At 72.6% G+C, this 26,514-nt stretch carries 23 protein-coding genes; 4 read left to right on the top strand and 19 right to left on the bottom strand.

Annotated features, from left to right (window positions below; genetic code table 11):
- Position 1: 1 nt before the first annotated feature.
- The 13 genes from OG488_RS08000 to OG488_RS08060 all read right to left on the bottom strand — a co-directional run bounded on the left by OG488_RS08000 (position 2) and on the right by OG488_RS08060 (position 14,598).
- On the bottom strand, positions 2 to 1,024 hold the full coding sequence (locus tag OG488_RS08000; RefSeq protein ID WP_329227244.1) for an ADP-ribosylglycohydrolase family protein: 1,023 nt from the start codon (positions 1,022 to 1,024) through the stop codon (positions 2 to 4).
- On the bottom strand, positions 1,021 to 1,764 hold the full coding sequence (locus OG488_RS08005; RefSeq protein ID WP_329227246.1) for an NUDIX hydrolase: 744 nt from the start codon (positions 1,762 to 1,764) through the stop codon (positions 1,021 to 1,023). Before OG488_RS08005 ends, OG488_RS08000 begins: the two co-directional genes overlap by 4 nt.
- A complete protein-coding gene (locus tag OG488_RS08010) occupies positions 1,761 to 2,840 on the bottom strand; it encodes an AAA family ATPase (protein ID WP_329227248.1) in 1,080 nt (359 codons plus the stop codon). The genes OG488_RS08005 and OG488_RS08010 overlap by 4 nt, the downstream gene beginning before the upstream one ends.
- Complete coding sequence (gene pnuC, locus OG488_RS08015) at positions 2,837 to 3,493, bottom strand: nicotinamide riboside transporter PnuC (protein WP_329227250.1); 657 nt, start codon at positions 3,491 to 3,493, stop codon at positions 2,837 to 2,839. Before pnuC ends, OG488_RS08010 begins: the two co-directional genes overlap by 4 nt.
- A 146-nt stretch (positions 3,494 to 3,639) precedes the next feature.
- Positions 3,640 to 4,797, bottom strand: a complete 1,158-nt coding sequence (locus tag OG488_RS08020; RefSeq protein WP_329227252.1) for a pseudouridine synthase — start codon at positions 4,795 to 4,797, stop codon at positions 3,640 to 3,642.
- The gene (scpB, locus tag OG488_RS08025) at positions 4,797 to 5,447 is read right to left on the bottom strand and encodes an SMC-Scp complex subunit ScpB (protein WP_329227253.1); all 651 of its coding nucleotides are present in this window, start codon (positions 5,445 to 5,447) and stop codon (positions 4,797 to 4,799) included. The genes OG488_RS08020 and scpB overlap by 1 nt, the downstream gene beginning before the upstream one ends.
- Complete coding sequence (locus tag OG488_RS08030) at positions 5,444 to 6,502, bottom strand: segregation and condensation protein A (protein ID WP_329227255.1); 1,059 nt, start codon at positions 6,500 to 6,502, stop codon at positions 5,444 to 5,446. The genes scpB and OG488_RS08030 overlap by 4 nt, the downstream gene beginning before the upstream one ends.
- 100 nt (positions 6,503 to 6,602) lie before the next feature.
- Positions 6,603 to 7,205, bottom strand: a complete 603-nt coding sequence (locus OG488_RS08035) for a hypothetical protein (RefSeq protein WP_329227256.1) — start codon at positions 7,203 to 7,205, stop codon at positions 6,603 to 6,605.
- Entirely contained in the window at positions 7,190 to 8,308 is a 1,119-nt protein-coding gene (locus OG488_RS08040) for a ParA family protein (protein WP_073751114.1), read from the bottom strand. Before OG488_RS08040 ends, OG488_RS08035 begins: the two co-directional genes overlap by 16 nt.
- A 359-nt stretch (positions 8,309 to 8,667) precedes the next feature.
- A complete protein-coding gene (ald, locus tag OG488_RS08045) occupies positions 8,668 to 9,783 on the bottom strand; it encodes an alanine dehydrogenase (RefSeq protein ID WP_329238504.1) in 1,116 nt (371 codons plus the stop codon).
- 186 nt (positions 9,784 to 9,969) lie between these two features.
- On the bottom strand, positions 9,970 to 12,000 hold the full coding sequence (locus OG488_RS08050) for a tetratricopeptide repeat protein (protein ID WP_329227258.1): 2,031 nt from the start codon (positions 11,998 to 12,000) through the stop codon (positions 9,970 to 9,972).
- A 223-nt stretch (positions 12,001 to 12,223) separates the two neighbouring features.
- Positions 12,224 to 12,850, bottom strand: coding sequence for an NUDIX hydrolase (locus OG488_RS08055; RefSeq protein ID WP_329227260.1), 627 nt, complete (start codon positions 12,848 to 12,850; stop codon positions 12,224 to 12,226).
- Positions 12,851 to 12,927: 77 nt separating this feature from the next.
- A complete protein-coding gene (locus tag OG488_RS08060) occupies positions 12,928 to 14,598 on the bottom strand; it encodes a CTP synthase (protein WP_329227262.1) in 1,671 nt (556 codons plus the stop codon).
- A 460-nt stretch (positions 14,599 to 15,058) separates the two neighbouring features.
- Between OG488_RS08060 and OG488_RS08065 the strand changes: the two genes are divergently transcribed.
- The 3 genes from OG488_RS08065 to OG488_RS08075 all read left to right on the top strand — a co-directional run bounded on the left by OG488_RS08065 (position 15,059) and on the right by OG488_RS08075 (position 20,087).
- Positions 15,059 to 16,861 carry a glycoside hydrolase family 15 protein gene (locus tag OG488_RS08065; RefSeq protein ID WP_329238507.1) on the top strand — a complete coding sequence of 601 codons (1,803 nt, stop codon included), beginning with the start codon at positions 15,059 to 15,061 and terminating at the stop codon, positions 16,859 to 16,861.
- Between the two features lie 96 nt (positions 16,862 to 16,957).
- Complete coding sequence (locus OG488_RS08070) at positions 16,958 to 18,352, top strand: FAD-binding oxidoreductase (protein WP_329227264.1); 1,395 nt, start codon at positions 16,958 to 16,960, stop codon at positions 18,350 to 18,352.
- A 106-nt stretch (positions 18,353 to 18,458) separates the two neighbouring features.
- Positions 18,459 to 20,087: a PucR family transcriptional regulator gene (locus tag OG488_RS08075; RefSeq protein WP_329227266.1), complete on the top strand. Its 1,629-nt coding sequence runs from the start codon at positions 18,459 to 18,461 to the stop codon at positions 20,085 to 20,087.
- 52 nt (positions 20,088 to 20,139) lie between these two features.
- On the opposite strand, the gene OG488_RS08080 is transcribed toward OG488_RS08075, so the two are convergent.
- The 5 genes from OG488_RS08080 to OG488_RS08100 form a co-directional block, all read right to left on the bottom strand.
- Positions 20,140 to 21,204 (bottom strand): glycosyltransferase family 4 protein, encoded by a 1,065-nt coding sequence (locus OG488_RS08080; protein WP_329227267.1) that lies wholly within the window; start codon positions 21,202 to 21,204, stop codon positions 20,140 to 20,142.
- A 175-nt stretch (positions 21,205 to 21,379) separates the two neighbouring features.
- Positions 21,380 to 23,134, bottom strand: a complete 1,755-nt coding sequence (recN, locus tag OG488_RS08085; protein WP_329227270.1) for a DNA repair protein RecN — start codon at positions 23,132 to 23,134, stop codon at positions 21,380 to 21,382.
- 83 nt (positions 23,135 to 23,217) lie between these two features.
- A complete protein-coding gene (locus OG488_RS08090) occupies positions 23,218 to 24,141 on the bottom strand; it encodes an NAD kinase (RefSeq protein ID WP_329227272.1) in 924 nt (307 codons plus the stop codon).
- Positions 24,138 to 24,953, bottom strand: coding sequence for a TlyA family RNA methyltransferase (locus tag OG488_RS08095; RefSeq protein ID WP_329227275.1), 816 nt, complete (start codon positions 24,951 to 24,953; stop codon positions 24,138 to 24,140). The genes OG488_RS08090 and OG488_RS08095 overlap by 4 nt, the downstream gene beginning before the upstream one ends.
- Positions 24,954 to 24,960: 7 nt before the next feature.
- Positions 24,961 to 25,275, bottom strand: coding sequence for a hypothetical protein (locus tag OG488_RS08100; protein WP_329227277.1), 315 nt, complete (start codon positions 25,273 to 25,275; stop codon positions 24,961 to 24,963).
- A 42-nt stretch (positions 25,276 to 25,317) separates the two neighbouring features.
- Here OG488_RS08100 and OG488_RS08105 point away from each other — a divergent pair, with 42 nt between their 5' ends.
- Positions 25,318 to 25,665 (top strand): SCP2 sterol-binding domain-containing protein, encoded by a 348-nt coding sequence (locus OG488_RS08105; protein WP_329227279.1) that lies wholly within the window; start codon positions 25,318 to 25,320, stop codon positions 25,663 to 25,665.
- Here OG488_RS08105 and OG488_RS08110 read toward each other — a convergent pair.
- Positions 25,649 to 26,479, bottom strand: coding sequence for an ABC transporter ATP-binding protein (locus OG488_RS08110; protein ID WP_329227281.1), 831 nt, complete (start codon positions 26,477 to 26,479; stop codon positions 25,649 to 25,651). The genes OG488_RS08105 and OG488_RS08110 overlap by 17 nt on opposite strands.
- Positions 26,480 to 26,514 lie beyond the last annotated feature (35 nt).

Below are 26,514 nucleotides of genomic sequence, written 5' to 3' on the forward strand. Positions count from 1 at the left end.
GTCAAGCGTCCCAGAGCGCTGCCAGCGACAGCAGGTCGCTGCGGTACTCGATGCGCTCCGACCACTCCTTGGGCCAGGCTCCCGCCCCCAGGTGCGCGCCGGCGAGCGCGCCCGTCAGGCAGCCCAGGGAGTCGGAGTCGCCGCGGGTGCAGGCGGCCCGGCGCAGCGCGGTGACCGGCTCCTCGGGGAAGAGGAGGAAGCAGTGCAGGGCCGTCGCGAGGGCCTCCTCGGCGACCCAGCCGTCGCCGGTGGCCTCGCAGGGGTCGGTCTCGGGGGACGGGTTCCGCAGGGCGTCCTGGACCCGGGCGAGGGCGGTGAGGCACTCGTCCCAGCCACGCCGGATGTACGCCTCGGGCGAGGCGTCGCCCGCGTGGCGCCAGAGGTCGCCGAGCCAGCGCATCGGGTACCGGCTGCCGTTCTCGTAGGCGTAGCTGCGCAACTGGCCGACCAGGCCCATCGGTTCGGCCCCCTGCGCCAGCAGGAAAACCGCGCGGGCCATCAGGTCGGAGGCGGCCAGCGCGGTGGGGTGACCGTGGGTCAGTGCGGCCTGGAGCTGGGCGGCTCCGGCCCGCTGCTCCTCGCTGAGCCCCGGTACGAGGCCGACGGGTGCGACCCGCATGGTGGCGCCGCAGCCCTTGGAGCCGGTCTGGCTGGCCTCCTGCCAGGGCCTCCCGTCCTCCAGCAGGCGGCAGGCGGTCATGCAGGTGCGGCCGGGCGCACGGTTGTTGTCCGGGGAGCGGGACCAGCGGACGAACTCCTCGCGGACCGGCCCCGCCAGACGCTCCGGGGTGAGCAGGCCCCGGTCCATGGCGGTGCGGATGCCTCGGCCGAGCGCGAGCGTCATCTGGGTGTCGTCGGTGACGAACGCGGGCTTCGGCAGCCGCATCTGGCGCCAGGGCCCGCACTTGGCGAGGATCGCGGGGACGTTGTTGAACTCGGTGGGGAAGCCCAGCGCGTCGCCGAGCGCGAGCCCGGTCAGCGCGCCCGTGGCCGCCTGCTTGGTGAGAATCCGTGTCGGGATCATGATGTCCGTCCTTCAGGGCGTCCTTCCGGGCGCAGCAAGGGTGGGTGCAGGGCGGTAGCGGCACCCGCCCGGTAGAGGGCGGCGGGCTTTCCCCGTCCGCCGGTGCGGCGCGGCGGTCCGTCCACGGCCTGGACGAAGCCGGGCGTGGTGAGGACCTTGCGCCTGAAGTTGGGCCGGTCGAGCTCGACGCCCCAGACGGTCTCGTAGACCTGCTGGAGCTCGCCGAGGGTGAACTCGGCGGGGCAGAAGGTGGTGGCCAGGCAGGAGTACTCGAGCCTGGCCCCGATCCGGTCGTGGGCGTCCGCCAGGATGCGGTCGTGGTCGAAGGCGAGCGGCCCGGTGCCGCCCGCGTCCCACCACTGGGCGTGGGCCGCGTCCCCGCCGCCCCGGGGCTCCGGGAGGTCGGGCACGAGCGCCGCGTACGCGACGGAGACGACCCGCATCCTGGGGTCGCGGTCCGGGTCGGTGTAGGTGCGCAGCTGTTCGAGGTGGAAGCCGCACACGGACTTCTGGGTGAGACCGGTCTCCTCGGCGAGCTCGCGGCGGGCCGCCTCCTCGGCGGACTCCCGGGGCAGGACGAATCCGCCGGGCAGCGCCCAGCGCCCCTTGTAGGGGGCCTGGCCGCGCTCCACGAGCAGCACATGGAGCCGTGCCTCGCGGACGGTGAAGACCGCGAGGTCGACGGTGACGGCGAAGGGGGCGAAGGCGTGGGGGTCGTACCCCTCGGGGGCGGTGCTCATCGGATCTCCGGCAGGGGTGCGGTGAAGTGCCAGCCGTCGGCGAGGAGCCGGTCGACGGCCGCGACCGCCGTGTCGAGGCGCTCACGGCGGTCCCCGGTGATCTCGACGAACGTGCGTCCGGTGCGGATGAGTTCGGCGCGGAAGCGGTCCGTCATCCAGGGCCGCAGCTCCTCGCCGTCGCGCAGTCCGTCGTCCTCGAAGGGGACTTCCTCGTGGTCGGTGAGCAGCCACAGGTGGTGGGTGACCCGGTCGGCGGTCTTCTCGACGAGCGGGTTCCTCCCGCCGATGTAGCGCTCGTGCCAGACCGTGGTGGCGAAGGAGTCGGTGTCGCAGAAGAGCACCGGGGACCCCACCCGTGCGGCGGCGTCCTCCCTGGCGTTCTGGGTCTCGGCGATGAGGGGGAAGTCGTCGGTGGTGAAGGTGACGTCCTCCCACTGGGCGCCCGGCCACCGGTCGCGCAGGGCGGCGAGCTTCGCCTCGCTGAACTCCCGCCCGTACTCGGCGACGTAGCGGGTCCGCGCCCATACGCCGCCGCGCCCGCGGTAGTGGTCGGCCAGGGCGCGGGCCAGGGTCGTGGTGCCGGTGGACTCCGCGCCGAGGACGACGACGCGGCGGGCGAGCGCGGCCCGGACGGGCGGCTCCAGGTAGTCCCAGAAGCGGGCGGGATCGGCGCGGACGGCGGTACCCGAGACGGGGAACAGGGTGCGGCCGGGGTCGACGAGGACGGATTCGGCTCCGAAGCGGCGGGCCAGCTCCTCGCCGTACGCCTCCGAGGTGAAGACGGCGTCGACCCGTTCGGGGACGGCGGCGGTGAAGACCTCCATGTGCGCGTCCCAGACGGCCTCGTCCGTGACGTCCATGTGGTGGTCGTCGACGGTGCCCACCACCCGTACGTCGGGGTGGGCCTCCCGCATCCAGGCGACCCGGTCGGCGAGCGGTACGGACTCCACGGAGGCGGCGCAGACCAGGACGGTGAGCCGCTCGCAGCGGTCCCGCGCGGTGCGGACGAGGTGGTGGTGGCCGGCGTGCGGCGGATAGAACTTGCCGAGGACGAGGCCGTGCCCGTGGCGTTTCATACCGGCACCACCGCGCCCCTCCGCCGGTCCGCCCCGGCGAGGTCACGGTTCCAGTTGCGCAGCCCGAGGAGGCAGAGCATGAGGAAACCGGCGTAGAGCAGGGACGTCAGGTAGAGCTCCTTGTACGCGTAGAGCGGGATGTACACCACGTCGGCGGCGATCCACAGCCACCAGGACTCGACGCGCTTGCGGCACTGCCCGTAGGTCGCCATGAGGGACAGCGAGGTGGTGAGGGCGTCCCAGAACGGCACGGTCGAGTCCGTGGCCCGGGACAGCAGCAGGGTGAGGCCGGCGGTGCCCACCGCCCCCGCCGCGAGCAGCCAGGTCCACTCGGCGCGGGTGGTGCTCCGCACCGGCAGGCCCGTCGCACCTGGTCCACCCCCGTGGGTCCAGGTCCACCAGCCGTACGCGGCGAGGGAGATGAAGACGATCTGCAGGCCGGCGTCGGCGTACAGACCGGACTGGGCGAACAGCAGGACGAAGAACAGGTTGTTGGCGATGCCGATGGGCCAGTTGGCGAGGTGCTGGCGGGCCACGAGCCAGACGCACAGCGCGCCGCTGCCGAAACCCAGCACCTCGGTCCAGCTGACCGGGGTGTCCAGGACCGTCACCAGGGGCTGTTGCAGGGGATCGAGTATGTCCGCGAGCGTCACGCCGCCTCCTTCTTAATGGTCACTCTGACTATAAAGAAGAAGCGGCGGCAGCAAAAGGCCCGCGGCCGGTTCCTGTTCGAAAAGACGAACGAGGAACCGGCCGCGGGCCGTTCGGGAGGGGCGGTGGTCCGAAGACCGGCGGTGGTCTACAGACCGACCTCGCGCATCAGCATGCCCACCTCGGTGTTGGTCAGGCGGCGCAGCCAGCCCGACTTCTGGTCGCCCAGCGGGATCGGCCCGAAGGACGTCCGCACCAGGCGGTCGACGGGGAAGCCCGCCTCGGCCAGCATCCGGCGGACGATGTGCTTGCGGCCCTCGTGGAGGGTGACCTCGACCAGGTAGTTCTTGCCGGTGTTCTCGACGACCCGGAAGTGGTCGGCGCGGGCGTAGCCGTCCTCCAGCTGGATGCCGTCCTTGAGCCGCTTGCCGAGGTCGCGCGGCAGCGGGCCCTGGACGGCGGCCAGGTAGGTCTTCTTCACGCCGTACTTGGGGTGCGTGAGACGGTGCGCCAGCTCGCCGTGGTTGGTGAGCAGGATGATGCCCTCGGTCTCGGTGTCGAGCCGCCCGACGTGGAACAGCCGCGTCTCACGGTTGGTGACGTAGTCACCGAGGTTCTGGCGGCCGTCCGGGTCCCCCATGGTGGAGACGACACCGGCCGGTTTGTTCAGCGCGAAGAACAGGTGCGACTGGGTCGCGACGGTCAGGCCGTCGACCTTGATCTCGTCCTTCTGCGGGTCGACCCGCATGCCCTGCTCCAGGACGATCTCGCCGTTGACCTCGACCCTGGCCTGCTCGATCAGCTCCTCGCACGCCCGGCGCGAGCCCATGCCGGCCCTGGCGAGGATCTTCTGCAGACGCTCGCCCTCCTGCTCGGCGCCCGGGTGCGTCTTGGGCGTCTTGATCTCGGGCTTGTCCGCGTAACGGTCGCGGTTGCGCTGCTCGATCTTGGCGTCGAGCTCGCGGGGACGGGACGGGGCGCCCACGCGCCGTCCACCCTTGCTCACGTTCTGTGCGGGCTTGGGGCCGCCCTTGGCACCACCGCGGGCCGCGGCGCCGCGGCCCTTGCGGGGACCGCCGTCGCCGCCCGGCTTGTCGGCGCCGACGTCGTAGCGGCGCTCCTCGGGGCGGGGGCGGCGGGGGCGCTGCTCCTGCTGGTCGTCGCGCCCGGAGCCGGAGACCCGGGGGCTCGGGTTGCTGTTCCTGCCGGTGCCGGTGTTGTTCCTGGCACTCCGGCCGCCGCCACCGCTCCGGCCGCCACTGTTGCCGCCGCTGCCGCTTCCGCTGTTCCTGCCACTGCTTCGCATCAAAAATCCGTCTTGTCGTCTGCGTGAGTATCCGGGGTGTCCGGTGCGTCCGGATCGAACGACGGCACACCCTCTAGCGTCTCAGCCTCGATCGCGTCCGCCTCCGGGAGGAAGGGCGCGAGCTCCGGGAGCTCGTCCAGGCCTCGCAGGCCCATGCGCTCCAGAAAGTAGTTCGTCGTCCTGTACAGGATCGCACCTGTTTCGGGTTCCGCGCCCGCCTCCCCGACGAGACCCCTCTGGAGCAGGGTCCGCATGACGCCGTCGCAGTTCACCCCGCGCACCGCCGAGACCCTCGACCGGCTGACCGGCTGACGGTACGCGACCACCGCGAGCGTCTCCAGCGCCGCCTGGGTGAGCCGGGCGTGCTGGCCGTCCAGGACGAAGCCCTCGACCGCCTCCGCGTACTCCGGGCGGGTGTAGAAGCGCCAGCCCCCGGCGACGAGCCTGAGGTCGAATCCGCGGCGCTGGACGGTGTACTCGTCGGCCAGCTCCCGCAGGGCGTCCGCGACGGCCCTGCGGGGCCGCTGGAGGACCTTGGCGAGGTGTTCCTCGGTGGCGGGCTCGTCGACGACCATGAGGACCGCCTCCAGGGCGGGCTTGAGGTCGAGCTCCGCGACCGCGGCGTCGCGTCCGTCGTCATCCGTGCTCATGCCTGTACGTCCTCCTGCGGCTCGCGCGTCTCCTGGTCGAACTCGTCCGTGACCAGCGGTTCAGCCCCCTCGCCCCCGGCCCAGCGGACCAGGAGCTCGCCGAGCGCCTCCTCCTGGTCGAGCGCGACCGCCTTCTCCCGGTAGAGCTCCAGGAGCGCCAGGAAGCGGGCGACGACCGTGAGGGTGTCCGCCGCGTCCTCGGTGAGCACCCGGAAGCTGATCTCGCCCTCCGCGCGCAGCCGCACCACCACGATCTCCGCCTGCTCGCGCACGCTCACCAGCGGTGCGTGGATGTGGTCGACGTAGACCTGCGGCTTCGGCTTCGGCTGCATCGCCTTCACGGCGAGCCGGGCGAAGCCTTCCGGGCCGATGCTGATCACGACCTCGGGCAGCAGCTCGGCGTGCTGGGGTTCGAGCCCGACCGTACGGGGGTAGCGGCGGGACTCCGACTCCAGCCGGTCGCTGAAGATCTCCGCGATCCTCTTGTACGCGCGGTACTGCAGCAGCCGCGCGAAGAGCAGGTCCCGCGCCTCCAGGAGTGCGAGGTCCGCCTCGTCCTCCACCTCGGCCGTGGGGAGGAGCCGGGCGGCCTTCAGGTCGAGCAGGGTCGCGGCGACGACGAGGAACTCGGTGGTCTGGTCGAGGTCCCAGTCCGGTCCCATGGCGCGGATGTGGGCCATGAACTCGTCGGTGACCTTCGACAGCGCGACCTCGGTCACATCGAGCTTGTGCTTGGAGATCAGCTGGAGGAGCAGGTCGAAGGGACCCTCGAAGTTGACGAGCCGCACGGTGAACCGCCGGTCGTCTCCGGCCTCACGGGGTTCCACCGGCTCAGGGGGCGGCAGGGCGTCCGGAGGGCTCTCGACGGGGCCGCCGGTGGCACCCGGAACGGCCTCAGGGGCCTCTGTGGCCGCCTCGGCGCCTGACGGGGCCGAAGGAGCCTCGTGGAAGGCCGCGGGAGCCTCAGGAGCCGCCGGTACGCCCGCGGCCCGTATCCCCGGGCCGCGGCCGAGGGCGCGGCGGGTCGGGCGGGGCGTGTCGTCGGCAGTCGGCATGTGCTGGGGTCCAGGGGTGCGGCGGGAGGCGGGCCGTGGCCCCGGGGCGGGACCGCCCGTACGGCGGCCCTCCCCCGGCAGGCTACCGGCGCGGTGCCGGTCAGCGGCCCCGCAGCCTCCGTACGAGGATGCTCGCGTCGCCGCGCGACTCCAGGTCGGCCAGGACCACGGCGACCGCCTCGCGGACGATGCGCCCGCGGTCGACGGCGAGTCCGTGCTCACCGCGCAGGACGAGGCGTGCGTGCTCGAGGTCCATCAGCTCCTCGGCGGACACGTAGACGGTGATCTTCTCGTCGTGGCGCTCCCGGCCGCTGGGCCGGCGGTTCGCGCCCCGTCCGCCCCCTCCGCCGCGTCCGCGCTGCGGCTGGACGGTGGGAGCCGCCTCCTGCGGCGCCGTACGGGCCCGGGGCGTCGCGGACGCTCCCCGGTCGTCCCCGTCACCACGGCTGCGGGAGCCGCCGCCGTCGGCGTCCGCCGCGGAGTGCTCCTCCCGGGACGCCCCGGCGGACGTCCCACCGTTCGCCGGTGCGCCGCCCTGACCGGCCTCCGCCGCCGCCTGATCGCCTCCTCCGGCCGGTGCGGGGACCCGCGCCTCGCCGTTCGCCTTGCGTCGCCGCTCGGCGGGGGACGAGGCCTGCAGGCCCATGCCCCCGGTGGTACGGAACAACTCGTCGGCCCCCGGCAGACTCACTCGGCGTGACACCGGGCGAGCACCTCCCTGGCGAGCTGGCGGTAGGCGGCGGCACCGACGGAGTTCGACGCGTACGTGGTGATGGGTTCACCGGCGACCGTGGTCTCCGGGAAGCGCACGGTGCGTCCGATGACGGTGTGGTAGACGTGGTCGTCGAAGGCCTCGACGACCCGTGCGAGCACCTCACGGCTGTGCACCGTGCGGGAGTCGTACATGGTGGCGAGGATGCCGTCCAGCTCCAGCTCGGGGTTGAGCCTCTCCTGGACCTTCTCGATGGTCTCGGTGAGCAGCGCGACACCGCGCAGCGCGAAGAACTCGCACTCGAGCGGGACTATCACCTTGTGAGCCGCCGTCAGGGCGTTCACGGTGAGCAGACCGAGCGAGGGCTGACAGTCGATCACGATGTAGTCGTAGTCGGCCATCAGCGGCTTGAGGGCGCGCTGCAGCGTCGACTCCCGGGCCACCTCGCTCACCAGCTGCACCTCGGCGGCCGAGAGGTCGATGTTGCTCGGGAGCAGGTCCATGTTGGGCACGGCCGTCTTCAGCAGGACCTCGTCGGCCGCCATGCCCCGCTCCATGAGCAGGTTGTAGACGGTGAGGTCGAGCTCCATCGGGTTGACCCCGAGGCCGACCGACAGGGCTCCCTGCGGGTCGAAGTCGACGAGCAGGACGCGCCGGCCGTACTCGGCGAGCGCGGCACCCAGGTTGATGGTCGACGTGGTCTTGCCGACGCCGCCCTTCTGGTTGCACATCGCGATGATCTTCGCGGGACCGTGGTCGGTCAGCGGACCGGGGATCGGGAAGTACGGCAGCGGCCGGCCGGTCGGGCCGATCCGCTCGCGTCGCTGGCGGGCCGCGTCGGGCGCGAGCGTGGCCGCGTACTCCGGATCGGGCTCGTATTCGGCATCGGGGTCGTAGAAGTGCCCCTCGGGCACCTCGGCGAAGTCGGCGAAGTGGGCGGTCTCCCGGCCACTTTCGTTGCCGGCCATGGCGTTCACGTGTAGGCCGTCCATCATCTGGGGGGCTGTCGTCATGTGCTGGTGGGTGGCGAAGGTGCGGACAGCGACGGAGCCGACAGCTTCGAGCCCGATCGGGCTCAGACCCCGTGCGGGCATCCCTGGCTGACCACCCCCAGGAGTAATTGTCGACTCATTCACAAGTCGTCTTACCTCCTTGGATGTGACCAGGAAACTTATCGATAGGTCAGCGTGGCACCATGCCGACGATTGGCGACTCTATGGCGTGTCACCGGTTCGCAGCAACACAATCCGCCGGACCCGGCCCGATGTGTCGGCAATCGAACACCCCTCTGTCAAGAGCGCGGAGCGCCCGGGGCGCACCTTTCGCGGGGGTGCAAAACGGGTGGAGGGTTACGTCTCCGGCGAGTTGGCCCGAGCCCTCTCATACGTCCGGCCGGACCTTGCTGGGCAAGGTCCGGCCGGACGCGCGAGGTTGACGGGGAGGGTTGACCCGCTCAGCCGAGAAGGGTGCTCAGCTCGACGTGGTCGAGACCGTGCGCCTCGGCCACCCCGCGGTAAACCACCTGGCCGTCATGGGTGTTGAGACCCTTGGCGAGAGCGGCGTCACGGCGCAGGGCGTCGGCCCAGCCGCAGTTCGCGAGCTCCAGGATGTAGGGCAGCGTGGCGTTGGTGAGGGCGTACGTGGAGGTGTTCGGCACGGCGCCCGGCATGTTCGCGACACAGTAGAAGACCGAGTTGTGGACCATGAAGGTCGGCTCGGCGTGCGTGGTCGGGTACGAGTCCTCGAAGCAGCCGCCCTGGTCGATCGCGATGTCGACAAGAACACTTCCGGGCTTCATCTTGGCGACCAGCTCGTTGGTGACCAGCTTCGGCGCCTTCGCACCGGGGATGAGCACGGCGCCCACGACGAGGTCCGCCTCGACGACGGCCTTCTCCAGCTCGAGGGCGTTGGAGACGACGGTCCGCACCTTCGTGCCGAAGACCTTGTCCGCCTCGCGCAGCTTGTTGATGTCCTTGTCGAGCAGGGTCACGTGGAAGCCGAGCCCGACGGCGATCTGCGTGGCGTTCCAGCCGGAGACCCCGCCACCGATGACGACGGCCCTGGCCGACCCCGTACCGGGGACACCGCCGGGGAGCACACCGCGTCCGCCGACCGAGCGCATCAGGTGGTAGGCGCCGACCTGCGGGGCGAGGCGGCCGGCCACCTCGGACATGGGGGCGAGCAACGGCAGGGCGCGGGTCGCGGTCTCGACCGTCTCGTACGCGATGGCGGTGGTGCCCGACTCGAGCAGCGCGTCCGTGCAGGCACGGGAGGCGGCCAGGTGCAGGTACGTGAAGAGGGTCTGCCCCTTGCGCAGCCGGTGGTACTCCTCGGCGACGGGCTCCTTGACCTTGAGCAGCAGGTCCGCGGCGGCCCAGACCTCGTCGGCGGTCGGGAGGATCCGCGCACCGGCGGCGACGTACTCCGCGTCCGGGATGGAGGACCCCTCACCGGCGTGCTGCTCGACGAGGACCTGGTGGCCGTGACGGACGAGCTCATGCACTCCGGCAGGGGTGATCGCCACCCGGAACTCGTTGTTCTTGACTTCGCGGGGGATGCCGACCTTCACGTCGATCACGGTCCTTGGCTCGGAGATGTGCTCGGACATAGCGGGAGATACCCGCCTGAACCAAGCATAGGGGGAGACACCGCAGAGATACGCGGCAGAGCCATCATTAATGAAGGGCTTCTCGCTGTCCAGCCTTACAAAGCATTAAGTTTTGCCGGAAGTACTACGGATTTCGTAGGCCGGGCCCTACTCCTTGAGCAACCTGTCGGCCGTCGCACGGTGCAGCCGGGCCGCCGCCGGGTCCCCGAGCCGGTCCAGGGTGTCGGCCAGCCGGAGCTCCAGCGCGGCCTGGAGACGCACGTCACCGGCCCGGCGCGCCAGGTCGACCGCCTCCCTGCAGGTGTGCAGAGACTCCTGCGGCCGCCCCGCGTACTCCTGCACGCGCGCGGCCTCGCTGAGCGCGCGCGCCTGGGCCGGCACATCCCCGAGCCTGCGGTGGCCCGCAGCCGCCGCCCTCCAGTCGCGCAGGGCCTCGCCGTAGCGTCCGGCGTACGTGTGGACGGCTCCCAGCCGTCCGTACAGCCGCGCCTCGTCGGCCCGCTCCCCCTGGCCGAGGCGCTGCGCGAGGGCCCGGCCGTACCAGTCGGAGGCCCGGTTGAAATCCCCCAGCTCGGCGTAGGCGCCGCCTGCGGATTCCATCGCGCGGCCGGTCGCATAGAGGTCGTGCGCCGCGCGTCCGGCGTCCAGCGCGGCCCGGTAGCGGGCCAGCGCCTCCCGCGTACGGCCGGTCCCGGCGTCCAGATCGGCGAGGTTGAGCAGGGCGGCGGCCTTCTCGCGGTGCAGGTCGCGGCGCTCCGCCACCTCGAGGACCAGGCCGTGCAGCCCGTACAGCACGGGGGCGGCCTCCTCCGTCCCCCGGTGCACGGCGAGAGCCCGTACGAGGGCGGCCACCAGCCGGCGGGCGAGGGTGTCCAGGTCCCCCTCGCGCACCGCGGAACGCGCGGCGGCCAGCAGCGCCGGCTCCCGGCTCCGCAGCCACTCGGCGGCGGACTCGGGATGGGGGAAGCGCAGGGAGCGCGGCAGTCCCGCCAGCCTGCGGCGCGCCGGGGAGTCCTCGGGGTCGGTGATCGCACGGCAGGCCTGGAGCCGGCGCACGGTCCGCTCCAGCATCCTGGCCCTGGCCAGCTGGATCTCGGCGGGACGCTCCCGCTCCTCGAGCACGGCGCGCACCAGCGGGACGAGGCAGCCGGGCACCTCGTACAGCGGCAGCTCCGCGCCGTTCGACCTGAGCAGCCCGAACCGGACGAAGTCGTCCAGGGTGGTCTGGGCGGCCGACACCGAGCACCCGGCCAGCGCGGAGGCCGTGTGGGCGTCGGCCAGTCCGGCGGGGGCGAGGGCGAGCAGCCGCAGTATCCCGGCGGCGGCCGGCGGCAGGGAGTCGTGGACGAGGCGGAAGGCGCGGGCCAGCGGCCGGGCGCCGACGGGCTGGTCGGCGTCGTCCTGCTGGTCGCGCAGCTGCTTGGCGACGTCCGCGACCGACGCGCCGGGACGGGCGGCGAGCCAGCCCGCGACCAGTGCCAGTGCGGCGGGCTGCCCCCCGCACTCCTCCGTGAGCGTCTCCGCGGTCCGCGGATCGACGGTGATGCGGACCTGCCCGATGGTGCGGGCGAGCAGCTGGACGGCGGAGCCCGCGTCGAGCCCGCCGATGGTGCACGGGCGGACGCCGGGGATGCCGGTGAGGGGGCCGGTCGCGGTGGCGACGACCAGGCAGTCCGGGTTGTCCGGCAGCAGCGGGTCGACCTGTTCGGCGTCGACCGCGTCGTCGAGCACGATCAGGGCGCGGCGCACGGCGAACGCCTCGCGGACCATCTCGGAGAGTTCGTCCTCGTCGGCTCCGGGCGGGGCGGTGACGGACAGGAGGTCCAGGAGGCCGCGTGCGGTGCGTTCCGGGGGGACGCGCTCGCCCCCGGGTTCGGTGAGCGAGACCCGGAACACGCCGTCGGGGTAGTCGCCCGGTTCGGCGAGCCGGCGGACGAGTTCGGAGGCGAGGGCGGTGCGTCCGGATCCGGGCCGCCCGGCGATCAGCAGGATCCGGGCACGGGAGGCTTTGCGGCCCGCGAGAGTGTCCAGACCCGCTTGCTCGATGTCTTCCTGAAGGGCTTTCAACTCGCGTTCGCGGCCGAAGAATTGGGCTGGGGCGGCGTCAGGCGCTTCCTTGGTTCCCGCCGTCCCCGCCGCTCCGGCCGGGCCGTTGGTGTCCACCGCCTGATCGGTCACGGGCCACGCTCCACTTCACTGCACGCGGTTGCCCGCCGGAACTCCGGGCGGGGCCTTTCGAGCGTAGTTCAGTGGTGCGTGCGATCACGGCCGAGCGCGGCGGAGACGTCCCCCGATCGGATCAGGTTTTCGTACGATCGGCCCCTCATCGGACCGGGCCCGCCGCCCCGTTCGGCCCGCCCCGGCCGGCCTCTGCGAGGGCGGACCGGGGCCGGACGGGCCGTCAGGCGTCGAAGGGGCGGGCCGGCCAGGGCGCGTCGGCGGGCCGCAGCGCGTCCACCCCGTCGCCCGCGAGGACCGCGGTCAGCGACAGGACGCCCACGACCAGGCAGTTGTTGTGCAGATCTCCGTCGAGGACGCCCCGTACGAGCTCCTCCAGGGGCACCCGGGCCTGCTCCATGTCGGCCTCCTCCTCGGCGACCTCGAAGCGCTCGCCCTCGGCCTCGGAGAGGTCCCGGGCGAGGAAGACGCGCACGGCTTCGTCGCAGCCGCCGGGCGTGGTGTAGACGTCGGTCAGCACCCGCCAGTCCTCGGCCTTGACGTGGGCCTCCTCGTACAGCTCGCGCTGCGCGGCGTGCAGCGGGTTCTCGCCGGGGACGTCGAGCAGCCCCGCCGGGATCTCCCACAGTTTGTGGCGCACCGGGTGCCGGTACTGCCGCAGGACGAGGACCCGCCCGTCCGCGTCGAGCGCGAGCACGGCCACGGACCCGGGGTGCACCTGGTAGTCGCGGCTGTGGACGCTGCCGTCGGGCATCACGACGTCGTCGGTGCGGACGCTGGTCTTGTTACCGGTGAAGGGCGTCACCGTCGCGGTGACCTGCCATTCCTCGGGCGTGTCCTGGAAACCCATGTACGTCCTCCCACGAACAAACAGAAACCGGGGTACACGTCCCGTCAAGGACCCGTACCCCGGTCAACCGTATCGCCTTACGCGTCGGCGCCCGTCCCGTGCGCCGCGACCTTGCGCTCCACGGCGGCCTTCACCAGACCGGCGAAGAGCGGGTGGGGGCGCGTCGGGCGGGAGCGCAGCTCCGGGTGCGCCTGGGTGGCGACCAGGTAGGGGTGGACCTCACGCGGGTACTCGACGTACTCGACGAGCTTGTTGTCCGGGGAGGTGCCGGAGAAGACCAGTCCTGCCTTCTTCTCGAGCTCCGCGCGGTAGCCGTTGTTGACCTCGTAGCGGTGGCGGTGGCGCTCCTCGACGTACGGCTCGTCGGCGTACGCCTCGCGGACCACGGAGCCCTCGGCGAGCTTCGCCGGGTACAGGCCGAGCCGCATGGTGCCGCCCAGGTCGCCCGCGCCCTCGACGTAGGCGAGCTGCTCCTCCATGGTGGAGATGACGGGGTGTCCGGTGGCGGCGTCGAACTCCGTGGAGTTGGCGTCGGGGATGCCGGCGAGGTTCCGCGCGGCCTCGATCACGATGCACTGGAGGCCGAGGCACAGGCCGAGCAGCGGCACCTTGTTCTCGCGGGCGTACTGGATGGCGCCGACCTTGCCGACCACACCGCGCTCGCCGAAGCCGCCGGGGATGCAGACGGCGTCGACGTCACCGAGCTGCCTCTGCGCGCCGGCCGGGGTCTTGCAGTCGTCGGAGGCGACCCACTTGACCTTGACGCGGGCCTTGTTCGCGAAGCCGCCGGCCCGGATGGCCTCGGTGACCGAGAGGTAGGCGTCGGGCAGGTCGATGTACTTGCCGACCAGGGCGACGGTGACCTCGTGGTCGGGGTTGTGGACCCGGTCCAGCAGGTCGTCCCAGGTGGTCCAGTCGACGTCGCGGAACGGCAGGTCCAGCTTGCGGACGACGTAGGCGTCCAGGCCCTCGGTGTGCAGCACCTTGGGGATGTCGTAGATCGACCGGGCGTCCTTGCAGGCCACCACGGCGGTCTCGTCGACGTCGCACATCAGCGAGATCTTGCGCTTGATGGCGGTCGGGACGTCGCGGTCGGCGCGCAGGACGATGGCGTCCGGCTGGATGCCGATGTTGCGCAGCGCGGCGACGGAGTGCTGGGTGGGCTTGGTCTTCAGCTCGCCGGACGGGCCGATGTAGGGCAGCAGCGAGATGTGCACGACGAAGACGTTGTCGCGGCCGACCTCGTGGCGGACCTGGCGGACCGTCTCCAGGAAGGGCAGCGACTCGATGTCGCCGACCGTGCCGCCGACCTCGGTGATGACGACGTCCACGTCGTCGGTCGCCATGCGGCGGATGCGGTGCTTGATCTCGTTGGTGATGTGCGGGATGACCTGGACGGTGTCGCCGAGGTACTCGCCGCGCCGCTCCTTGGCGATCACGGTGTTGTAGACCTGGCCGGTCGTGACGTTGGCCGAGCCGTCGAGGTCGACGTCGAGGAAGCGCTCGTAGTGGCCGATGTCCAGGTCGGTCTCGGCTCCGTCGTTCGTGACGAAGACCTCACCGTGCTGGAAGGGGTTCATCGTGCCGGGGTCGACGTTGAGGTAGGGGTCGAGCTTCTGCATGGTGACCCGCAGGCCACGTGCCTTGAGCAGGGCACCCAGGCTGGAGGCAGTCAGACCCTTGCCGAGGGAGGAGGCGACACCCCCGGTGACGAAGATGTGCTTGGTCGTCGTGGATGTGGGCTGCATAGCCAAAGGGGGCTCCCGTGGTCGCGATCGTGAGGTGCGTACCGGCGTGCCGTACGGAGATTTCCGGAGGTGCCGTCGCTGCGGTTCGGGGGCCTCGTCCACTGTCGGGACGACCACCGGTCCACGGGCTACCAGGGTATCAGCGACGAGGAGAGGTCGCTTCCGGCCATGCCGCCTCATGCCGGAGGCATGACCTCCGGCACGGTGGGCACAAGATCAGCACGTCCGTTTCACGTCCCACCCATTCGCCCGTGACGGGCGACGGACAACTTGTGGACAGTCGCGCGGATCTCCCGGGTGCGTCGTATCCTGCTCGGACACTCGCTGCCGAGTTGGCCGGCCCAGCGGCTCCACCCCAGCCCGCTCACCCGCGCAAGAGCTCGTCGGTTCTACTACAACGACCCCTTGACCAGCAGTAAGCGCCCTGCGGGGCGACATGGCCGTTCGACTGGAGACGCACGTGGCCGGGCGCATCGAGGATTACGCACTCATCGGAGACATGCAGACCGCAGCCCTGGTCTGCCGGGACGGCACAGCGGACTGGCTGTGCCTGCCCCGTTTCGATTCACACGCGATTTTCGCCGGACTTCTCGGTACCGAGGAGCACGGCTTCTGGCGGCTGGGACCCGCCCGCGCCGAAGGGGCCGAGGCCCCTTCGGCGGACCGACGCCGTTATCGCGGCGACTCGCTCATCCTGGAATCGGAGTGGGACACGCCCCGCGGGACGGTCCGCGTGACCGATTTCATGCCGCCGCGTGACGGCGCGCCCCAGCTCATCCGCATCGTGGAGGGTGTGAGCGGCCGGGTCCCGATGCGCTCCGAGCTGCGGATGCGCTTCAGCTACGGACGGGTCACCCCCTGGGTGCACAAGGTCGACGGCCGTACGGTCGCCGTCGCGGGCCCCGACTCGGTGTGGCTGGACACGGACGCGGAGACATATGGCCAGAATCTGACCACGTACTCCGACTTCACCGTGGCCCCGGGCGACCGGATCGCGTTCACGATCAGCTGGCAGCCCTCGCACCACGAGCCGCCCGGAGTGCCGGAGCCGGAGTCGTCCCTGGAGGCGACGGAGAGCTTCTGGCGCGAATGGGTCGAGCAGTGCACGTACCACGGCCCCTACCGGGAGGCCGTCGTCCGCTCGCTGATCACGCTGAAGGCGCTCACGTACGCGCCGACCGGCGGCATCGTGGCGGCCCCGACCACCTCCCTGCCGGAGGACATCGGCGGCTCGCGGAACTGGGACTACCGCTACACCTGGCTGCGGGACGCGGCGATCACGCTCTCCTCCCTGCTCCGCACGGGGTACCGCGAGGAGGCACGCGCGTGGCGTGAGTGGCTGCTGCGGGCCGTCGCGGGCGACCCGGAGAACCTCCAGATCATGTACGGCATCGCCGGTGAGCGGGAGCTCGGCGAGGCGGAGCTCGACTGGCTGCCCGGCTACGAGAACTCCGGGCCCGTCCGCGTCGGCAACGGCGCGGCGAACCAGCTCCAGCTCGACGTCTACGGCGAGGTCACCGAGGCGCTGCACCTGGCGCACATGACGGGGCTGACCCGCAACGACTACGCGATGGGCCTCCAGCTCAAGCTGATCAGCTACCTGGAGAAGCACTGGGACGAGCCGGACGAGGGCATCTGGGAGGTGCGCGGGCCGCGCCGCCACTTCGTGCACTCCAAGGTGATGGCCTGGGTCGCCGTCGACCGGACGATCAAGCTGATCGAGTCCGGCGACGCCGAGGGGCCGCTGGAGCGGTGGCACCAGCTGCGCGACGACATCCACCGCGATGTCTGCGAGCGGGGCTACGACAAGGAACGCAACACCTTCACGCAGTCCTACGGGTCCCAGGAGCTGGACGCCTCCCTGCTGCTCATTCCGCAGATGGGGTTCCTGCCTCCCGACGACAAGCGGGTCATCGGCACGATCGAGGCGATCCAGCGGGAGCTGTCCACGGAGGACGGCTTCGTCCTGCGCTACCCCACCGAGGGCGACGACGCGGGCGTGGACGGCCTGGAGGGGGACGAGGGCGCGTTCCTGGCCTGCTCCTTCTGGCTGGCGGACGACCTGGCGATGATCGGCCGGGTCGACGAGGCCCGCCGTCTCTTCGAGAAGCTGCTGTCCCTCCGTAACGACCTGGGCCTGCTGGCCGAGGAGTGGGACTCCGGCCTCCAGCGCCAGGTGGGGAACTTCCCCCAGGCGTTCAGCCATGTGCCGCTGATCGACACGGCACTGCGGCTGACGGCCAGCGGAGCGTACGTGGGCTGATCCGGAGGGCGTGACAGGGCTCCGCAGGAACGGCCGATCGCGACGGTCGGGCCTACGATGGAAAGGTCCTGTCACGCCCTGCGAAGGGGGCTCCACATGACGCCCCGCACTGCGGCGGACGCCGCTCCGGCCCGCCTCGGGTCCGGTTTCGCCGGTGAGATCCACGTTCCGGGCGACCCCGGCTACGACGAGGCCCGGACCGTCTTCAACAGCATGATCGACCGCAGACCGGCGGTGGTGGCCCAGTGCGCCTCCGAGGCGGACGTCGCGCGGGCGCTGCGCTTCGCACGGGACGAGGAGCTGGAGGTCGCCGTACGCGGCGGCGGGCACAGCGTCGCGGGCATGGCCCTGAGCGAGGGCGGTCTGGTGGTCGACCTGCGCCGGATGCGCACGGTGGACGTCGACCGTGAGGCCGGGTCGGCCCGCGTCGGGGGCGGCGCCACCATGGGCGACCTGGACCGGGCCACCCAGCCGTACGCCCTGGCGACCACGGGCGGGCGGGTCTCCACCACCGGTGTCGGCGGCTTCACGCTGGGCGGCGGCTCCGGGTGGCTGGAGCGCGCGTTCGGGCTGGCCTGCGACAACCTGCTGGCGGCCGACGTGGTGACGGCGGACGGCGGCACCGTGCACACGAGCGCGTACGAGCACCCCGAGCTCTTCTGGGCCCTGCACGGCGGCGGCGGCAACTTCGGTGTGGTCACCTCGCTGACGCTCCGGCTGCACGAGCTGCCGGCGATGAGCATGGCGCTGCTCCTGTTCCGTCCGGAGAACGGCCCCGAGGCGGTCCGTACCTACCGCGACGTGATGGAGTCCGCCCCGGACGCGGCGGGCGGCGCCTGCATCTACTTCACCGGGCCGCCCGAGGAGTGGGTGCCCGAGGCGATGGTGGGCCGGCTCGTGTGCGCGGTGCTGGTCACCTACGCCGGGCCGGAGGCGGAGCTGCGGGAGGTGGCGGCGCCGCTGCTGGTGCTGGAGCGCGAGGCGGAAGTGATCGCCGGCATCCCCTACGCCGATCTGCAGTGCATGCTCGACGACCCGCCCGGCATGCGGAACTACTGGTCGGCGGAGTACCTGGACGGTCTGCCCGACGACGCGGCGGCGGTCTTCTGCGCCTGCGCCTCCTCCTTGCCGGTGCCCTCCGGCTCGCAGCACGTGCTGTTCCCGATGGGCGGCGCGGTGGCCAGGGGGCCCGCCGACTACCCGCTGCCCTGGCGCGCCTCCCCCTGGGCCGTGCATCCGTTCGGTGTCTGGGAGAACGCGGCCGACGACGAGGAGGCCAAGCGGTGGGTGCGCCGGGTGCGCGGTGCCTTCCTGCCGTGGGCGAGCGGTGCGGTCTACCTCAACTTCATCGGGCGCGAGGGCCAGGAGCGGGTCGTCTCCGGCTTCGGGGAGCACGCCTACGAACGGCTGTCCCGCGTCAAGGCCCGCTACGACCCCGACAACGTCTTCCATCTGAACCACAACGTGAAGCCGGCCGTGGCCGAGGTGTGACGCGCCCCGGCGCGGCCCGGTACCTTCCTGACCGGGGCGTTCGCGCCCCGCGTACACGAGGGCACGAGCGCGGACGCGCACGACGGGAAGCACGAGGCCGGAGCCGGTGGAGACAGAGGGCGGGATCACCGTACGGCGGGCGCTTGAGCTGCCGGGACTGCGTGGCGGACTTCCGGAGGTACTGACCGGCGAGGACCGGCTGGACCGGGTGGTGCGCTGGGTGCACGCGGGCGAGGCACCGAACATCCCCGCCCTCCTCAAGGGCGGGGAACTGCTGCTCACGACGGGGCTCGGCCTAGGCTCCCGCCCCTCCGACCAGCGCGCCTTCGTCCGGAAGCTGGCCGACCGGTCCATCGCCGCCCTCGTCGTGGAACTCGGGCCGCGCTTCAGCCGACTGCCCACGGCGATCGTGGAGGCGGCGCGTACGGCGGGACTTCCGCTCGTGCAGCTCCACCGCGAGGTGCCGTTCGTCGCGGTGACCGAGGAGATCCACACCGAGATCGTCAACGGCCACTACGCCCTGCTCCAGCGGGCGGAGGAGGTCCACCGGCAGTGCACGCAGGCGGTTCTCGGGGGTGGCGGGGTGCCGCAGGTCCTGGGCATCCTGGCCGACTTCGCCGCGACCCCGGTCTTCCTGGAGACCCCGGACGGCCGGCTGTTGTTCGCCGCCGGCACCGGGACGGGGCCGGTGGGCGCCGACCCGCTGCAGGTCTGGGAGGGACTGCGCGGGGCACGCGCGGCACGCGAGGCGCCCCCGGCCGGCACGGTCCTGGTGGAGGTGCCGGGTGGCGGGCCCGGGACCGGTTCCGTACGGGCCCGGCTGGTCCTGCTGGCCGTGTCGGGCCCGCTGGTGACGGTCCACCGGATGGCGGCCGAGCGGGCGGCGGGCATCCTCGCGGTCGTGCTGATGCAGGCCCGCCAGGAGGAGGAGGTCGCGGCGCGGGGACGCGGTGACTTCCTCACGGATCTCGCCGAGGGCCGGATCTCCCCCGACGACGCTCCCGCGCAGGCCGGGGTGCTGGGGTTCAGGCCGGGCGGGCATCCGCTGCTGCCCGTGGTGATGCGGCTGGCCCCCGGATCGGCGTCCTCGGGCAGTTGGGCACTGCCGGCCCGGACCGTGACGGAGGAGCTCGCGGCGGTGGGGGCGCCGGTGCTGGTGGGGGTGCGTCCGGTGGAGGGCAGGGTCCTCCTGCTGCTGGCGCTGCGGCCGGGGACGACGCGCACGGCCCTCGCGGACCGGGTGGCGGCGGCGCTGCGGGCCGGAGCCGGGCGGGCGGGCCTCGAACGGGCCGGCGACCGTACGCCGGTCGTCGTGGTGGTCGGGGAGGCGGGCGGCTGGGCGACGGCGGGAGCGGGACTGCGGCACGCGGCGGAGGCGGCCTCGGCCGCGCAGGGGCTGGAGGAGCGCCCCTGGTTCGACGCCCGCCGTCTGGACATCGATCTGCTGCTGTGGCGGCTGCGGGACCATCCGGATCTGGAGTCCTTCGTGGACCGGGCGATCGGACCGCTGCGTGAGCACGACCGGACCTCCCGCCCGGCACTGCTGCCCACCCTCGAGGCCTTCCTCGCGCACGCGGGCCGCAAGGCGGAGGCCGCACGCGAGCTGCATCTGAACCGTCAGACGCTCTACAACCGGCTGGCCCGCATCGGCGAGGTGCTCGGCACGGACCTCGACGACCCGCAGTCGGTGCTCGCCCTGAGCCTGGCCCTGCGGGCCCGCCGCCACACCCGCTGAGGAACGGGCCCCCACGGGGCACGCGAGCCAGGCGTGGACCGGACGGGAGGCCCTACGCCGTGTCCGCCAGCTCGTCGTAGACGGAGAGCACATGGGCGACGGTGTCGTCCTCGGTCGGCCAGGTCGCGGCCTGCGCACGGCCGGAGCCGGCGAGGCGTTCCCGCTGCCCGGGGTCGCCCAGGAGCCGTACGACGGCGCCGGCGAGCGCCTCGGTGTCCCCGTACGGGACGAACGCGGCCGCTTCCCCGACGAGTTCGGGCAGGTCGTCGGTACGGGCCGCGACCAGGGGGACGCCGAGGCGCAGGGCCTCCCGGGCGAGCAGCGGCCCGGCCTCGCCCCGGCCTGAGAGCACGGCGATGTCCGCGGCGGCGAGGATGTCGGCGAGGTCGTCCCGGCCGTCGGCGAGGACGACGGGCAGTCCCTCGTCCGCGATCCGGCGCCGCAGGGCACCGCCCCGGGCGCCCTCCCCCACGAAGGCCAGCAGCGGCACGGGGTCCAGGTGGCGCCACTCCCGTGCGGCGTCGAGCAGCGTGTCGTGGTCGTGCTGTGCCACCGAGACCAGCAGCGGCCTTCCCACCGCGCCCAGTTCGGCGCGCGCCTTGCCGTCGTCGGGGCCGCCGCCGAAGCGGCTCGCGGGGATCGACGCGGGCGCGAGCCGGGCGTCCCGGGCGCCCCTGCGCCGCGCCCGGTCGACCAGCTCCCAGGAGGTGCCCAGCACGACGGCGGCCGCACGGGCCGCCCGACGTTCCAGGAATCGCAGCAGCCGGCCGCGGGCACCCTCGGCATGGACACGGGTGTGCCAGGTCACGACCAGAGGGGTGCCCCGGCCGCTGAGCGCCATCCCGGCGCGCAGGGCGGCGTGCAGACCGTGCGCGTGGACGATGTCCGCCCCGGTGCAGGCGGTGCGCAGGGCGGCGACGGCCGCGGGGTCGCTGCGCCGGGGCACGGCGACGAAGCGGGCGCCGCTGGTGGGCAGTCCGTGGGCGCGGCCCGAACCGGCGGGGGCGCAGACGGTGACCTGGACGCCGCGGGCGACCAGGCCCGCGGCGAGCGAGCTGACATGAGCGCTGCTTCCGGCACCGCCGTCCAGGACTTGGACCGTACGCAGCTGTGACACGTTGATCGGCTCCCCGGGGCTCCCGAGTCGGTGGTGGGTACAGCGCCAAGGATGCCAGTCCGTACGCACGTTCCGGGACAGGCGAAACGTTGTTCCCGTCGGCCCGTCGGCGGAAGACGGCCCGCCCCACCCGTTCGAGTGAGGCGGGCGGCGCTAAATTGACGCCGGAGGGTCGTTATCCGTCGACCCGGGCGGTCTCCAGCAGCTCCTCGGCGTGGGCCCGCGCGGTCTCCGAGTCCTCCTGGCCGGCGAGCATCCGGGAGAGCTCCCGCACCCGGTCCTCGCCCTCCAGGACCGTGACGCCGCTCCGGGTCACCGATCCGTCCACGGTCTTCTCGACCAGCAGCTGCCGGTCGGCGAAGGCCGCCACCTGCGGCAGGTGGGTGACCACGACGACCTGTGCCGACCTGGCGAGCTTCGCCAGCCGCCGGCCGACCTCGACCGCGGCCTTGCCGCCGACGCCCGCGTCGACCTCGTCGAAGAGGTACGTCGGCACGGGGTCCGAGCCCGCGAAGACGACCTCCACGGCGAGCATCACCCGGGACAGCTCGCCCCCGGACGCGCCCTTGGCGATCGGCCGGGGCTGGGCACCGGGGTGCGGCGCCAGCAGGAGCTCCACCTCGTCGGCGCCCGACGGCCCGTAGAGCACGCTCCGGCCGCCGACGTCGATGCCGGACGCCTCGTCCGGCGCCTCGGTCTGCCGGATGGCGAACGAGACCCGGGCGTGCGGCATCGCGAGCGAGGCCAGCTCCTCCGTGACGGCCGCGGCGAAGCGCGCCGCCGCCTCCGTCCGCGCGTCGGTCAGTTCCTGGCCGAGGGCGGAGAGCTCGCCGCGCAGCGCGTCGCGCTCCGCCGTCAGCTCACCGATCCGGTCGTCGTCGCCCTCCAGCTCGGTCAGCCGGGAGGCGCCCTCCTCGGCCCAGGCGAGCACGGAGGCGGTGTCCTGGCCGGCCTGGCCGTACTTGCGGACGAGCGCGGTGAGCGCGGCCCGCCGCTCCTCCACCGACGCGAGTCGCAGCGGGTCGGCGTCCAGCTGGTCGGCGTATCCGGCGAGCTCCCCGCCCACGTCGGCGAGCAGGATCGAGATCTCGCCGATCCGGTCGGCGAGCGCGGCCAGCGCCGGGTCGTGTGCCCGTACGGCGTCCAGGGACCGTCCGGCGGCGGCCACCACCGTGGTGGCGTCGACCCCCTCCTGGTCCTCCGGGTCGCCCGTGAGCGCGGCGTGGGCGAGGGCCGCCGCCGACGCGAGTGCCTCGGCGTGGCCGAGCCGCTCGGCCTCCGCGGCGAGTTCGACGTCCTCGCCGGGCAGCGGCTCCACCGCGGCGACCTCTTCGAGGCCGAAGCGCAGCAGATCGGCCTCCTGGGCGCGCTCCCTGGCCCGGGTGGTCAGTTCGTCGAGCTCCGTGACGACCGCGCGCAGCCGCCGGTAGGCCGCCGCGTAGGTGGTGTGCGGGCCCTCGACACCGTCACCGGCGTAGCGGTCCAGGGCCTGCCGCTGCCGGGCCGGCTTGAGGAGTCCCTGCTGGTCGGTCTGGCCGTGCACGGCGACGAGTTCGTCGGCGAGCTCCGCGAGCACCCCCACGGGCACGGATCTGCCCCCGAGATGGGCACGCGAGCGCCCCTCCGCCGAGACGGTCCGGCTGATGATCAGCGCGCCGTCCTCGATCTCGCCCCCCGCCTCCTCGGCCCGCAGCGCCGCCGCGTCGCCCGGGGACACGGTGATCCGCCCCTCGACGACGGCGGCCTTGGCGCCGACCCGCACCAGGGCCGGGTCGGCGCGCCCGCCGAGCAGCAGCCCGAGGCTCGTGACGACCATGGTCTTGCCCGCGCCGGTCTCACCCGTCACCGCGGTGAAACCGGGTGACAGCTCCACCACCGCGTCGTCGATGACTCCGAGCGACCGTATCCGCATCTCCTCCAACACGGACATGACCTTACGAGGTCCGGGGCCCGGTGTGCGACGGACCCCGGTGACCGGTTCACTCACGCGGGTGTGAGCAGCGCCCCGGGGAGTCAGTGCGGAGCACCCCGCCAGCCCTGCACGGGCAGCGCGAACTTGGCCACGAGGCGGTCGGTGAAGGATGCCTGGTGCAGCCGTGCGAGGCGTACGGGAACGGCCCCGCGCCGTACCTCGACCCTGGCCCCGGCGGGCAGCTCGACCGTCCGGCGGCCGTCGCACCACAGCACCCCGTGCGGGGTGTGGGGCTGGACCTCCACGGCCAGCACCGAGTCGGGCGAGGTCACCAGCGGCTTCGCGAACAGGGCGTGGGCACTGATCGGCACCATCAGCAGCGCCTCGACCTCCGGCCAGACGACGGGGCCGCCGGCCGAGAAGGCGTACGCGGTCGAGCCGGTCGGGGTGGCGCAGACGATCCCGTCGCAGCCGAAACCGGTCACCGGGCGGCCGTCGATCTCCAGCACGACCTCGAGCATCCGCTCGGGGGAGACCTTCTGCACGGCGGCCTCGTTGAGCGCCCAGTCGGAGTGGACGACCTCGCCGTTGCTGTGCACGAGGACGTCGAGCGTCATCCGCTCCTCGACCTGGTAGGCGCGGGTGACGACGCGGTCGACGACCTGGTCCAGGTCGTCGCGCTCGGCCTCGGCGAGGAATCCCACCCTTCCGAGGTTGACGCCGAGCATCGGCACGCCCGAGGCGCGGGAGATCTCGGCGCCGCGCAGCAGCGTCCCGTCCCCGCCGAGCACGATCAGCAGCTCGCAGCCGTCCACGGCCGCGGGCGTCGCGTCCGTGACCGTCACCACCGACGGCGGCAACGGCAGGTCCTCCGCCTCCACCGCCAGCACCCGGACTCCGAGGCCGTTCTTCAGCAGGCCCTGGACGACGAGCTCCGCGCTGCGGATCGCGGCCGGGCGGCCGGTGTGCGCCAGCAGGAAGACAGTGCGTTCCGCGTTACCTGGTTGTGCCGCATGCGTCGTCAACGGGGCCCCTCCGCCACTGCACGGTCGACGTCCGCGGGATCCAGCGCAGGTGCGCCGGCCCGCAGCCACAGAAAGTACTCGACATTTCCCGACGGGCCGGGCAGCGGGCTCGCCGTGACCCCCTGGACGCCCAGGCCCAGCAGACCGGCCCGGCGCGCCACCTCCCGTACCGCCTCGGCCCGCAGCTCGGGGCTGCGGACCACCCCCCCGCTGCCGAGGCGCTCCTTACCCACCTCGAACTGCGGCTTCACCATGAGCACCAGGTCGGCGTCCGGTGCGGCACAGCGCGCGAGGGCGGGGAGGACCAGGCCGAGCGGGATGAACGACAGGTCGCCGACCACCAGGCCCACCTCCTCCCCGTCGATCTGCTCCACCGTCAACTCACGTACGTTGGTACGGTCCTTGACGGTGACGCGTTCATCGGACTGGAGGGACCAGGCGAGCTGTCCGTAGCCGACGTCCACGGCGACGACGTGGCTCGCTCCGGCCCGCAGCAGCACATCGGTGAAGCCCCCCGTCGAGGCCCCGGCGTCCAGCGCCCGCCGTCCCTCGACCTTCAGCCCGAGGGGCGCGAAGGCGGCGATGGCGCCCGCCAGTTTGTGCCCGCCGCGCGAGACGTACTCGGGGTCGCTGTCGTCCTTGACGACGACGACGGCGGCGCTGGTCTCGACCTGGGTGGCGGCCTTGGTCGCGGTGTTCCCGCCGACCGTCACCCGCCCGGCCGCGATCAGCTGGCTCGCGTGCTCACGCGAGCGGGCGAGCTTGCGGCGTACCAGCTCGGCGTCGAGGCGGCGACGTGCCACTCCTGCCACGTTCGGTTCAGCTCCTGTTGTCGTGCGTGGGCGTCGGTGCGGGTGCGGGCCGTGCGTCCAGCGCGGTCAGCTCGTCGCGCAGCCCACGGTGTACATCCTCGTACACCTCGGTGTGGCCGTCGGCCGCGAGGTGGTCCGCGTCGGCCAGCCGCTCCAGCCGCGCGTCGACCCCGGCGTGCCCGGTGGGGGTGCGCGCGACACCGAGGGGTGCGGGCGGTGCGGGGTCGAAGGAGGGTGCGGGAGGCGCGGCGGGTGCCCCGGCGGCCGTCCCGCCCGCCTCACCCCGCTGCTCCGTGTCCGGTCCCGGCGTCCAGTCGCTCATGCGGGAACGCTACCCCGAACGGCCGGTGTACCGTCGGTGACGATGGCGACCATGGCGGAGTGCCGCAGCGCACTCGACACACTTTCCGACAATCTGGCGGGGGCGGACGGCGACGTGCGCGGCGCCGCCGACCTCGACCGCTCGCTGAGCTGCCACATCAGGGACCTCGACGCGACGTTCACCGGACGGCTGGAGCACGGCCGGATCCGGGTGCTGGACACGTACGACGGCCCGCCCCGCGAGAAGGCCGAGATCCGGCTCGCGATGGCCGGGGACGACCTGGTGGCCATGGTCGGCGGCGAGCTGAACTTCGCGAAGGCCTGGGCCTCGGGCCGGGTGCGGCTGGAGGCGGGCTTCCGCGATCTGCTGAAGCTCAAGTCCCTGCTGTGACCCCGGGGCCCCGCAGGGAGGCCTCCGAGCGCCTCCTGCGGGAGGCGGGGACGACGAGCGGGGTCCCCGTCTCGGGGTCGTCGATGACCTGGCACCGCATCCCGAAGACCTCCTCCACGAGCTCCGCCGTGACGACGTCGCCGGGCGCGCCCTCGGCGACGACCGTGCCCTCGCGCATGGCGATGAGGTGCGTGGCGTACCGGGCGGCGTGATTGAGGTCGTGCAGCACGGCGACCAGCGTGCGGCCCTGCGTCTCGTGCAGTTCGGCGCAGAGGTCGAGCACGTCGATCTGGTGCTGGATGTCGAGGTACGTCGTCGGCTCGTCGAGCAGCAGCAGCGGGGTCTGCTGGGCGAGGGCCATGGCGATCCAGACCCGCTGGCGCTGGCCGCCGGAAAGTTCGTCGACGTAGCGGTCGGCGAGCCCGCCGACGCCGGTCGACTCCATGGACTCCTTCACGATCCGCTCGTCCTCGGGTGACCACTGCCGCAGCAGCCCCTGGTGCGGGTAGCGGCCGCGCGAGACGAGGTCGGCGACGGTGATGCCGTCCGGGGCTATGGAGGACTGCGGCAGCAGGCCCAGGGTCCTGGCCACCTTCTTCGCGGGCAGGCGGTGGATGGACTGCCCGTCCAGCAGGACGTCGCCGCCGCTCGGCTTCAGCATCCGGGAGAGCGCGCGCAGCAGGGTCGACTTCCCGCAGGCGTTGGGGCCGACGACGACCGTGAAGGAGTGGTCGGGGATCTCGACCGAGAGGTTCTCGGCGATGACCCGCTGGTCGTAGCCGAGGGTCACCGATTCTGCGGTGAGGCGCTGCATGGTCGTACTCCCGGATTCTGTGGGGGTGGTCTCGG

Source organism: Streptomyces sp. NBC_01460 (assembly GCF_036227405.1).
Lineage (GTDB): Bacteria > Actinomycetota > Actinomycetes > Streptomycetales > Streptomycetaceae > Streptomyces.

What these genes read in the sequence shown, in the direction of transcription:
- OG488_RS08105 (WP_329227279.1), top strand. Translation starts at nt 25,318, where the DNA reads ATGGCGACCATGGCGGAGTGCCGCAGCGCACTCGACACACTTTCCGAC.
- OG488_RS08030 (WP_329227255.1), bottom strand. Translation starts at nt 6,502, where the DNA reads ATGCCGACTGCCGACGACACGCCCCGCCCGACCCGCCGCGCCCTCGGC.
- OG488_RS08100 (WP_329227277.1), bottom strand. Translation starts at nt 25,275, where the DNA reads ATGAGCGACTGGACGCCGGGACCGGACACGGAGCAGCGGGGTGAGGCG.
- scpB (WP_329227253.1), bottom strand. Translation starts at nt 5,447, where the DNA reads ATGAGCACGGATGACGACGGACGCGACGCCGCGGTCGCGGAGCTCGAC.
- OG488_RS08110 (WP_329227281.1), bottom strand. Translation starts at nt 26,479, where the DNA reads ATGCAGCGCCTCACCGCAGAATCGGTGACCCTCGGCTACGACCAGCGG.
- OG488_RS08005 (WP_329227246.1), bottom strand. Translation starts at nt 1,764, where the DNA reads ATGAGCACCGCCCCCGAGGGGTACGACCCCCACGCCTTCGCCCCCTTC.
- recN (WP_329227270.1), bottom strand. Translation starts at nt 23,134, where the DNA reads ATGTCCGTGTTGGAGGAGATGCGGATACGGTCGCTCGGAGTCATCGAC.
- OG488_RS08020 (WP_329227252.1), bottom strand. Translation starts at nt 4,797, where the DNA reads ATGCGAAGCAGTGGCAGGAACAGCGGAAGCGGCAGCGGCGGCAACAGT.
- OG488_RS08010 (WP_329227248.1), bottom strand. Translation starts at nt 2,840, where the DNA reads ATGAAACGCCACGGGCACGGCCTCGTCCTCGGCAAGTTCTATCCGCCG.
- OG488_RS08060 (WP_329227262.1), bottom strand. Translation starts at nt 14,598, where the DNA reads ATGCAGCCCACATCCACGACGACCAAGCACATCTTCGTCACCGGGGGT.
- OG488_RS08000 (WP_329227244.1), bottom strand. Translation starts at nt 1,024, where the DNA reads ATGATCCCGACACGGATTCTCACCAAGCAGGCGGCCACGGGCGCGCTG.
- OG488_RS08040 (WP_073751114.1), bottom strand. Translation starts at nt 8,308, where the DNA reads ATGCCCGCACGGGGTCTGAGCCCGATCGGGCTCGAAGCTGTCGGCTCC.
- OG488_RS08055 (WP_329227260.1), bottom strand. Translation starts at nt 12,850, where the DNA reads ATGGGTTTCCAGGACACGCCCGAGGAATGGCAGGTCACCGCGACGGTG.
- OG488_RS08070 (WP_329227264.1), top strand. Translation starts at nt 16,958, where the DNA reads ATGACGCCCCGCACTGCGGCGGACGCCGCTCCGGCCCGCCTCGGGTCC.